8 protein-coding genes are annotated in these 8985 nt (G+C 67.5%); 1 reads left to right on the plus strand and 7 read right to left on the minus strand.

Annotated features, from left to right (window positions below):
- Positions 1-20: 20 nt before the first annotated feature.
- The 7 genes from tsaB to hslV form a co-directional block, all read right to left on the minus strand.
- On the minus strand, positions 21-704 hold the full coding sequence (gene tsaB / locus AC1DIN_RS27185) for a tRNA (adenosine(37)-N6)-threonylcarbamoyltransferase complex dimerization subunit type 1 TsaB (RefSeq protein ID WP_476811999.1): 684 nt from the start codon (positions 702-704) through the stop codon (positions 21-23).
- A 54-nt stretch (positions 705-758) separates the two neighbouring features.
- Positions 759-1319: a NifU family protein gene (locus AC1DIN_RS27190; protein WP_441473728.1), complete on the minus strand. Its 561-nt coding sequence runs from the start codon at positions 1317-1319 to the stop codon at positions 759-761.
- Positions 1320-1504: 185 nt separating this feature from the next.
- On the minus strand, positions 1505-1999 hold the full coding sequence (locus tag AC1DIN_RS27195) for a universal stress protein (protein WP_441473729.1): 495 nt from the start codon (positions 1997-1999) through the stop codon (positions 1505-1507).
- An 84-nt stretch (positions 2000-2083) separates the two neighbouring features.
- Positions 2084-3130, minus strand: coding sequence for a tryptophan--tRNA ligase (trpS, locus tag AC1DIN_RS27200; protein ID WP_476812000.1), 1047 nt, complete (start codon positions 3128-3130; stop codon positions 2084-2086).
- A gap of 46 nt (positions 3131-3176) precedes the next feature.
- Entirely contained in the window at positions 3177-4751 is a 1575-nt protein-coding gene (gene murJ / locus AC1DIN_RS27205; RefSeq protein WP_441473731.1) for a murein biosynthesis integral membrane protein MurJ, read from the minus strand.
- Entirely contained in the window at positions 4751-6061 is a 1311-nt protein-coding gene (gene hslU / locus AC1DIN_RS27210) for an ATP-dependent protease ATPase subunit HslU (RefSeq protein ID WP_476812001.1), read from the minus strand. The genes murJ and hslU overlap by 1 nt, the downstream gene beginning before the upstream one ends.
- Before the next feature lie 52 nt (positions 6062-6113).
- Positions 6114-6683 carry an ATP-dependent protease subunit HslV gene (hslV, locus tag AC1DIN_RS27215; protein ID WP_476812002.1) on the minus strand — a complete coding sequence of 190 codons (570 nt, stop codon included), beginning with the start codon at positions 6681-6683 and terminating at the stop codon, positions 6114-6116.
- 380 nt (positions 6684-7063) lie between these two features.
- Here hslV and AC1DIN_RS27220 point away from each other — a divergent pair.
- A partial coding sequence (locus AC1DIN_RS27220) for a methyl-accepting chemotaxis protein (protein ID WP_476812003.1) occupies positions 7064-8985 on the plus strand: 1922 nt, incomplete at its 3' end.

Consider the following 8985-nt stretch of genomic DNA (forward strand, 5'->3'; position numbering starts at 1 on the left):
CCACCATTTGGAGGAGGCGTTCACCGGCGCGGCAGGCGGGCTTTGTCCTGCGGCGTCGTCTCCGGCGCCTTCAGGTAGAGCGGACGCGGCGGCGCGGTCTCCGGATCGGCGATCAGGCCGAGGCGCGCAACCCAGGCAATGTCCGGCGCCTTCGTATCGTCGACGACCACCGCGTCGAGACCGATCGCCCAGGCCTCGTTGGCGACGGCCAGCGCCGAGGAGCCGACGAGGCTGACGGGGCCGGCGCCGATGGCACGTGCCGCGTCGCGATAGCTGACCTGCCGGAGCGAAACGAGCGGCTTGCCTTCCGAGGTCAGCGCCTGGAACCAGACCTGGCCGTGCTTGGCATCGAGCGCAGCCGCGATGACGCGGCCGGATTCGCGGCCGATCAGCGGGGCGGCGCAGGCGGCGACTGTGGTGACACCGACGGCCGGGATGCCGGCCGCGAAAGCGATGGCGCGGGCCGCGCTGACCCCGACCCGCAGCCCGGTATAGCTGCCGGGACCGACGGTGACCGCGACGCGGCCCAGCGAGGAAAAGTCGCCGTCGACGGCCTTCATCACCCGCTCGACCAGCGGCATCAGCGCCTCCGCATGGCCGCGGTCCATAGCGAGCTGTTCGTGCGCCAGCGGCTCGGTCTCACCGGCCTCCAGGACACAGGCCGAGCAGGCCCCCAACGCCGTATCGATCGCGAGAATGCGCATCAGATCTTCATTCCGCGAAAGCCCGGCCGGTCACGCGCTCATCCCTTGGCCAACTCAAACCGCCTCGACCTCGCGCACTTCCGGCAGGAAATGGCGCAGCAGGTTCTGAATGCCATGCTTGAGCGTCGCAGTGGAGGAAGGGCAGCCCGAGCAGGCGCCCTTCATGACGAGATACACCGTGCCGTCGCGATAACCGCGGAAGGTGATGTCGCCGCCGTCGCCGGCCACCGCCGGGCGGATGCGGGTTTCGAGCAGATCCTTGATCGTATCGACCGTCTCGGCATCTTCCGGAGCGAAGAACTCACCTTCCTCGTCGAGATCGGCGGCGGAATTCTCGGCCAGCACCGGAGCGCCGGACATGAAGTGCTCCATGATCGCGCCGAGGATCGCCGGCTTCAGATGCGGCCACTCGCCTTCCGACTTGGTGACGGTGATGAAGTCCGAGCCGAGGAAGACGCCGGAAACGCCGGAAACACCGAACAGGCGCTGGGCCAGCGGCGAGCGGGCGGCGTCATCGCCGTCACGCAGGTCGAGCGTGCCGCTGCCCATGACGATGCGGCCGGGCAGAAACTTCAAGGTCGCCGGATTCGGCGTCGCTTCGGTCTGGATGAACATTGATACCTCCGGTACCGGCGGTTCAAGGTCGCCGTTCCTGGTCTCGATATAAGCGCGTCACTGGAATCATTCCAGCACGAAGGGCGCCGTCATTGCGAGGAGCAAAGCGACGACGCAATCCAGGAGGACTGGGTTGAACGTCTCACGCAGCCCCCTGGATTGCTTCGCTGCGCTCACTAGGACGGTCAGGCGAGCGCGTCGATTTCCTCGTCCTCCAGATGCCCCGGCACGATGGCGACGGGAACCGGGAAGCTCGCCGAGGATTTGCCGGCGAGCGCGCTGACCAGCGGGCCCGGGCCGTCACGCCCGGTGCCAGCGGCGAGCACCAGGAGCGAGATGTCCTCGTCCTCCTCGATCAGCTTGACCAGCTCTCCGGCCTTGTCGCCGATACGCACGACGCGCTCCGGCTCGAGGCCTGCGAGCGTCCGTACCGCCACAGCAGCCGCGTCGAGCCGCTTCTCGGCCTCGGCCTCGGCTTCCGCCCGCATCACGTCGCCGACGCCGAGCCAGGTCTCGTGCTCGGGCGGCGGAGCCACGGCGAGCAGCACGATCGCCGCACCGAGGCGGGCGCAGCGGCGTGCGGCGAAGCGAATCGCCTTGGCGCATTCCTCGGTATCGTCGACCACCGCGAGAAACTTCGGCCGATGGCCCGTCTCATAGGACCGTCGTTTCTTGACCATGAAACTGTCCTGCCGCCGCTTGAGGGACGAGCATGGTGGCCTGCGCCGGCACCCCGGCGCAAGCCCGTCGCCCCAAGTGCCTTGTCAGCTGCGCACGAAGCCGACGATGTCCTTGACCTCGCGCATGATCGGCGCGGCGATGGCATCGGCCCGGGCCGCACCTTCCCCGAGGATCGTGTCGATATGCTTCGGCTCGGCCAGCAGGCGGCGCATCTCCACGGCGATGGGCGCGAGCTTCTCGACCGCGAGGTCGACCAGAGCCGCCTTGAAGCCCGAGAACTGGCCGCCGCCGAACTCCTTCAGCACATCGCCCTTCGCCATGCCCGAGAGGCCGGCATAGATGCCGACGAGGTTCTCGGCCTCGGGCCGCCCCTCGAGCCCCTTCGCCTCGGAGGGCAGCGCCTCCGGGTCGGTCTTGGCCTTGCGGATCTTCTGGGCGATGGCGTCGGCATCGTCCGTCAGGTTGATGCGCGAATAGTCGGAGGCATCCGATTTCGACATCTTCTTGGTGCCGTCGCGCAGGCTCATGACGCGCTGGGCCGGCCCCAGGATCATCGGCTCCGGCAGCGGGAAGAAGCCGAGTTCGCCCGTGCCCAGACCCAGCTCGGCGATCTGCGGAGCGAAGTCGTTGTTGAACTTCTGGGCGATGTCGCGGGTAAGCTCCAGATGCTGCTTCTGGTCCTCGCCAACCGGCACATGCGTCGCCTTGTAGAGCAGGATGTCCGCCGCCATCAGGCTCGGATAGGCATAGAGGCCGAGCGAGGCATTCTCGCGATCCTTGCCGGCCTTCTCCTTGAACTGGGTCATGCGGTTCATCCAGCCCAGCCGCGCGACGCAGTTGCAGATCCAGGCGAGTTCGGCATGGGCCGAGACCTGGCTCTGGTTGAAGATGATGCTCTTCTGCGGATCGATGCCGGCCGCGATATAGGCGGCGGTGACCTCGCGGATGGCGCGCTTCAGGTCGGCCGGATCCTGCCACATCGTAATCGCATGCATGTCGACGACGCAAAACACGCATTCATGCGTCTTCTGCATCGCCACCCAATTGGTCAGTGCGCCCAAATAATTGCCGAGATGCAGCGTCGAGGTCGGCTGCATGCCTGAGAAAACGCGCTGATGAAAACCCGACATGGGGCACTCCGTCGTCACGATGGAGGAGGGAAGCGGCGCTTCTGGCTCAAGCCCGCCGCTTGCGCAAGGGGAGAGCGCCGAAGGCGCCGAGCACCCAGCCCGCTGTGCCGTAGCTGACAAGGCCTGCGAGGCAGAGCAGGCCGAGCGCGCCGATGCGGCGGAATGCCGGCTGCTCCGTCATCAGCGGCTCCGCCAGCAGGCCCAGCAGGAGGGCCAGCACGGCGAGCATGAGCGCGCTGGCGGCGAGGCTTGCGGCGATGGGGCGTAGATTGCCGAGGCTCGGCCGCCAGATGCCGTCGCGCAGCAGGGCGATACCAAGCATGAGCGCCTGAACGGCAAAGGCGAGCGTCGCCGCCAGGGCCGCCATCTGCGCCGCATCGCGACCGCCCGGCAGCAGAAGCCCGGCAAGCAGCGCGACGAGTACCGCCAGGCCGCCCGAGATCAGCGGCAGCCGCGGCCGGCTGCGCGCGAAATAGACCTGGCCGAAGACCTTCGCCACGACGGCGAAGGGCAGGCCGCAGCCGAAAGCGGCGAGCGCCGCAGCTGTGCGTTCGCGATCGCCGACATCGAAGCGCCCGTACTCGAACAGCACCGAAACGATCGGCTCGGCCAGCGCGACGAGCGCGGTCGCCGCGGGCAAAGCGAGCGCGAGGCCGAGCGCCAGCGACTGTCCGAGCATGGCATCCGGCCCGCCTCGGGTCGCCGCAAGCGCCATGTCGGAGAGCACGACCGTGCCCATCGCCACGCCGACGAAGCCGAGCGGGAGCTGGAAGACGCGGTCGGCATAGTAGAGCGCCGCCACCGCGCCCGGCTCGGACGAAGCGATCTGCGTCGCGACCAGCAGAACGAGCTGGGCCGCAGAGGCCGCCAGCAGCGTCGCGCCGCCGGTGCGGATCAGCCGGGTCATCTCCGGCGACCAGCGCAGGCTTGGACGCGGCAGGCCGGAGCCGCGCAGGCTCGCCAGGATCATGGCCAGGTGGGCGAGCCCGGTCAGACTGACGCAGAGCGCGAGCCAGCGCGCCCCGTCCTCCGGCCCTGCACCCATCACATGCAGGGCGAGCAGGACGCCGAGCAGGATCGCATTCATCAGCGCCGGCGCGAGGGCTGCGACCGCAAAGCGGCGCTCGGCGTTGAGCAGCGCCGCAAGCAGCGCCGCAAGCGTCGTCAGCAGCAGGAAAGGCAGCATCAGCCGCGTATAGGAGGCGGCCATTGCGAGCGTTTCGGGCTCATCGGCGAAGCCGCCGGCAAGGCCGAGCACGAGCCAGGGCGCGAAGAGCTCGCCGAACGCGACGAGCACGAGCAGCAGCAGGCCGAGTTGGCCAGCCGCCTCACCGGCGAATCGCCGCGCAGCTTTCTCACCCCTGTCCGCCTTGACGGCCAGGTAGAGCGGCACGAAGGGCGCGTTCAACCCGCCCTCGCCGAGCACGCGCCGCACGAGATTGGGCAGGCGCAGCGCCGCGAGGAAGGCGTCGGCGGCCGGCCCGCCGCCGAGCAGGCGCGCGATCAGCACGTCACGCGCGAAACCGAGCAGGCGCGAGGCGACCGTGGCGGCTCCGACAACGGCCGAATCGCGGGCGAGCCGGGAGGAGGCTTCCGGCGCGGACGCGGCCGGCTCGTCCATCAGAGGATGAACCGGCTCAGATCGGCGTTCTTGGCAAGATCCCCGATGCGGGCCTCGACATAGGCCGCGTCGATGATCACGGTCTCGCCCGAGCGGTCCGGCGCGGTGAAGGAGATGTCGTCGAGGATGCGCTCGATCACGGTCTGGAGCCGGCGGGCGCCGATGTTCTCGACCGTGGAGTTCACGTCGACGGCGATGCGGGCGATGGCATCGATCGCGTCGGGCTTGAATTCGACGCTGACCTCCTCGGTCGCCATCAGCGCGACCGACTGCTTGATCAGGCTCGCCTCGGTCTCGGTGAGGATGCGCTTGAAATCGTCGATGTCGAGCGGGTTGAGCTCGACGCGGATCGGCAGACGGCCCTGCAGCTCCGGCAGAAGATCGGAGGGGCGGGAGACGTGGAACGCACCCGAGGCGATGAAGAGGATGTGGTCGCTCTTGACCGCGCCGTGCTTGGTGGCGACGGTCGTGCCCTCGATCAGCGGCAGCAGGTCGCGCTGCACGCCCTCGCGCGAGACATCGGCGCCGCCCTTGCCCTCGCGAGCGCAGATCTTGTCGATTTCGTCGAGGAAGACGATGCCGTTCTCCTCGACCTCGCGGATCGCGGCCTGCACGATCGCCTCCTGGTCGATCAGCTTGTCGCTCTCCTCGGCCAGCAGCGGCTGGTAGGCGTCCTTGACCAGCATGCGCTTCGGCTTGCCCTTCTGGCCGAAAGCCTTGCCGAACATGTCGGAGAGGTTGATCGCGCCGATCGAAGCGCCCGGCATGCCGGGAAGCTCGAACATCGGCGTGGCCGCGCCGGCGCCCGCCGCCACCTCGACCTCGATCTCCTTCCCGTCGAGCTCGTTGTCGCGCAGCTTGCGGCGGAAGGAATCACGCGTCGCCTGGCTGGAATTCGCGCCGACCAAAGCGTCGAGCACGCGTTCCTCGGCGGCGAGGTGAGCCTTGGCCTGGACGTCCTTGCGGCGGCTCTCGCGCACCAGCGCGATAGCAATCTCGACGAGGTCGCGCACGATCGATTCAACGTCGCGGCCGACATAGCCGACCTCGGTGAACTTGGTCGCCTCGACCTTGATGAAGGGCGCGTTGGCGAGCTTGGCCAAGCGGCGCGCGATCTCGGTCTTGCCGCAGCCGGTCGGCCCGATCATCAGGATGTTCTTCGGCGAGACCTCCTCGCGCAGCGGCCCTTCGAGCTGCTGCCGGCGCCAGCGGTTACGCAGCGCGACCGCAACGGCGCGCTTGGCGTCCTTCTGGCCGACGATGAAACGGTCGAGCTCGGAGACGATCTCGCGGGGGGAAAAGCTGGTCATTACGGTACGATATCCGGGTGAAATGCCTTGGGAAGCGCCTTGGCTACGGCGATCACGCCGCCTCCAGCGTCTCGATGACGAGGCTGTGGTTGGTGTAGACGCAGATGTCGCCGGCGATCTTCATCGCCTTGCGCACGATCGTCTCGGCATCGGGCTCGATATCGATCAGAGCGCGCGCTGCCGACAGGGCATAGTTGCCGCCGGAGCCGATGGCCATCACCGCGCCGTGCTCGCCCGCCTCCGGCTCCAGCACGTCGCCGGTGCCGGAGATCAGCAGCGAAACCTCCTTGTCGGCGACGAGCAGCATCGCCTCGAGCCGACGCAGATAGCGATCCGTGCGCCAGTCCTTGGCGAGCTCGACGCAGGCGCGCAGCAATTGCGTGGGATATTGCTCGAGCTTGCTCTCGAGCCGCTCGAACAGGGTGAAGGCATCGGCCGTCGCCCCGGCGAAGCCGGCAATCACCTGCCCCTTGGCAAGGCGGCGAACCTTCTTCGCATTGCCCTTCATGATCGTCTGGCCGAGCGAGACCTGCCCGTCGCCGCCGATGACGACCCGCCCGGCCTTGCGCACCATCAGGATGGTGGTGGCGTGCATCACAGGGACATTGCTGTGTTCGGACATGGCAATCGTGAACCGGAACTGGACTGCGGAAGACGCCAACATGTTCAGGCGAGCCCGCTCTATCAAGGGGGCACGCGCGCGCCGTCCCTGCAAAGCAGGGTTTTGGCGCCGGATCACGGCGGGCGCCACCCGTGACAGATCACCGGAATCCGGCCCATGAGCCATCGAATAGTTCAAGTGTAAACTGCTTCGATGCCGACTGTTGACTTCGCTGCCGGAGGAAAACTCTTCGACACGTCGAAGACATTTCGAGCGTGAACGAGCCCAAAATCAGGGCGATTGAATCGATCAATTTTTAAGCAGTTTTTTATTGTTAACGACGAATGGTCGCCTTGTGGAAACGACCGCCTCGTTCAGGAGGTCGCCTTGGGACCGTTGTCATGAAATCCATCCGCCTGAAGATTCTCGCCATGCTCGCCATCGTCGCGGGCGGAGCCATTATTTCCGCGATCATCAGTATCTACGGTCTGCAAAAGGCGGATGACCTGAATACGCGTTCTCAAACCCAGGGTAACGTCGCGCTGCTGACGCAGCGGATCAACGGCGTCGTCACGGCCGTGGTGATGGAGTCGCGCGGCATCTACATGGCCAAGACGCCGCAGGAAGCCGAAGCTTACGCCAAGGGGATCGACGATCGCATTCCGACGCTGCGCAAATTCGTGGCCGAGCTGCAGACGGTCGCGTCGGCCGAAGAGCGGGAGACGATCGCGCAGATCACCAAATCCGTCGAGGAATTCATTGCCTTCCGCGTTGAAACAGCCCGGCTCGGACGCCAGGTTTCGCCGGAGGCGGCCAGTGTCCAGGGAAATAACGAGGCCAATCGCGCCAACCGGAAAGCCCTCAACGACCTGCTGATCGGCTTCAGCCAACGCGTCGAGAAGGCTGGCGCCCTCGTCGGCGACGAGGCGACGGCCTTTACCCGTCAGGTCCAGTGGCTCATGCCGCTCGTCCTGCTCGCAACCCTGCTGATGTCCGTTGGGGTGGCCCTCGTCTTCGCGCAGCGTTCGATCACGCGCCCGATCCTCGATCTCAGCGAGGTGATGGAGAAGCTCACGGCCGGCGATACCCGCATCGACGTGCCTCATGCCGATCGTCCGGACGAGATCGGCGCCATGGCGCGCGCGGTCTCGGTGCTGCGCGAGAGCACCGAGCAGGTCGCGCTGCTGCAGGAGCAGGAACGCGCCGCGGCGGCGGCTCGCCTGGCGCGGGCGCAGTCGATGGAAGCGGTGGTGTCGGATGTCGGCGAGGTTGTCGCGGCGGCAGCGGCAGGCGATTTCTCCGCCCGGTTGCAGATCGATGACGCCGACGAGCAGATGCAGCGGCTGGTGGCCGGCATCAACGAGATCAACGTGGTGGTTGATTCTGCAACGACGGAGTTTGCGCAGACGCTGTCGGCGATCGCGGGTGGCGACCTGACCAACCGGGTCGAGACGGCCTATCGCGGGCGCTTCGCCGATCTGAAGGGCGCGATCAACGAGACGGTCGACCGCCTCTCGGCCACGGTGGCGACGATCCAGACCACCTCGGCCGATGTCGGTCTCGCCGCGCGCGAGATCCATATGGGTTCCGACGATCTCTCCAAGCGCACCGAGGAGCAGGCCTCCTCGCTCGAGGAGACCGCCGCCACCACCGAGGAGCTCGCGGCTTCGGTCAAGGCCTCGGCCCAGGCCTCGAAGGATGCCGCCCGCATCGCCGACGACGCCATGCAGGCCGCCGAGAACGGCGGCGCCATCGCCGGCCAGGCGGTCGAGGCCATGGCCCGTATCGAGAGCGCCTCGCAGAAGATCTCCGACATCATCCGCGTCATCGACGACATCGCCTTCCAGACCAACCTGCTGGCGCTCAACGCCGCGGTCGAGGCGGCCCGCGCCGGCGAGGCCGGAAAGGGCTTCGCCGTCGTCGCCTCCGAGGTGCGCACCCTGGCGCAGCGCTCGGGCGAGGCGGCCAAGGACATCTCCGGGCTGATCTCCTCCTCCAATGTCGAGGTCGGCGCGGGCGTAAAGCTGGTGCGCCAGGCCGGCGACCAGCTCAGCCGCATCCTCGAAGCCTCGCAGAAGGTGGCGGCGACCATCGCCGACATCTCGGCGGCGTCGGGCGAGCAGGCCAACGGTATCGACGAGATGAGCCAGGCGGTGGCGCATCTCGACGAGATGACCCAGCAGAACGCGGCGCTGGCCGAACAGAGCGCCGCTTCCGCCAATGCGCTTTCCGGCCGGATCGGCCAGCTCAACGAGCTGGTCGCGACCTTCCGCACCAGCCGCGAGGCGGTGGGGCAGTCAGGCTATCCGCAGCCTGTCCCGGC

The organism is Allobosea sp. 05T438, assembly GCF_056396025.1.

What these genes read in the sequence shown, in the direction of transcription:
- AC1DIN_RS27190 (WP_441473728.1), bottom strand. Translation starts at nt 1,319, where the DNA reads ATGTTCATCCAGACCGAAGCGACGCCGAATCCGGCGACCTTGAAGTTT.
- AC1DIN_RS27195 (WP_441473729.1), bottom strand. Translation starts at nt 1,999, where the DNA reads ATGGTCAAGAAACGACGGTCCTATGAGACGGGCCATCGGCCGAAGTTT.
- tsaB (WP_476811999.1), bottom strand. Translation starts at nt 704, where the DNA reads ATGCGCATTCTCGCGATCGATACGGCGTTGGGGGCCTGCTCGGCCTGT.
- murJ (WP_441473731.1), bottom strand. Translation starts at nt 4,751, where the DNA reads ATGGACGAGCCGGCCGCGTCCGCGCCGGAAGCCTCCTCCCGGCTCGCC.
- hslU (WP_476812001.1), bottom strand. Translation starts at nt 6,061, where the DNA reads ATGACCAGCTTTTCCCCCCGCGAGATCGTCTCCGAGCTCGACCGTTTC.
- hslV (WP_476812002.1), bottom strand. Translation starts at nt 6,683, where the DNA reads ATGTCCGAACACAGCAATGTCCCTGTGATGCACGCCACCACCATCCTG.
- trpS (WP_476812000.1), bottom strand. Translation starts at nt 3,130, where the DNA reads ATGTCGGGTTTTCATCAGCGCGTTTTCTCAGGCATGCAGCCGACCTCG.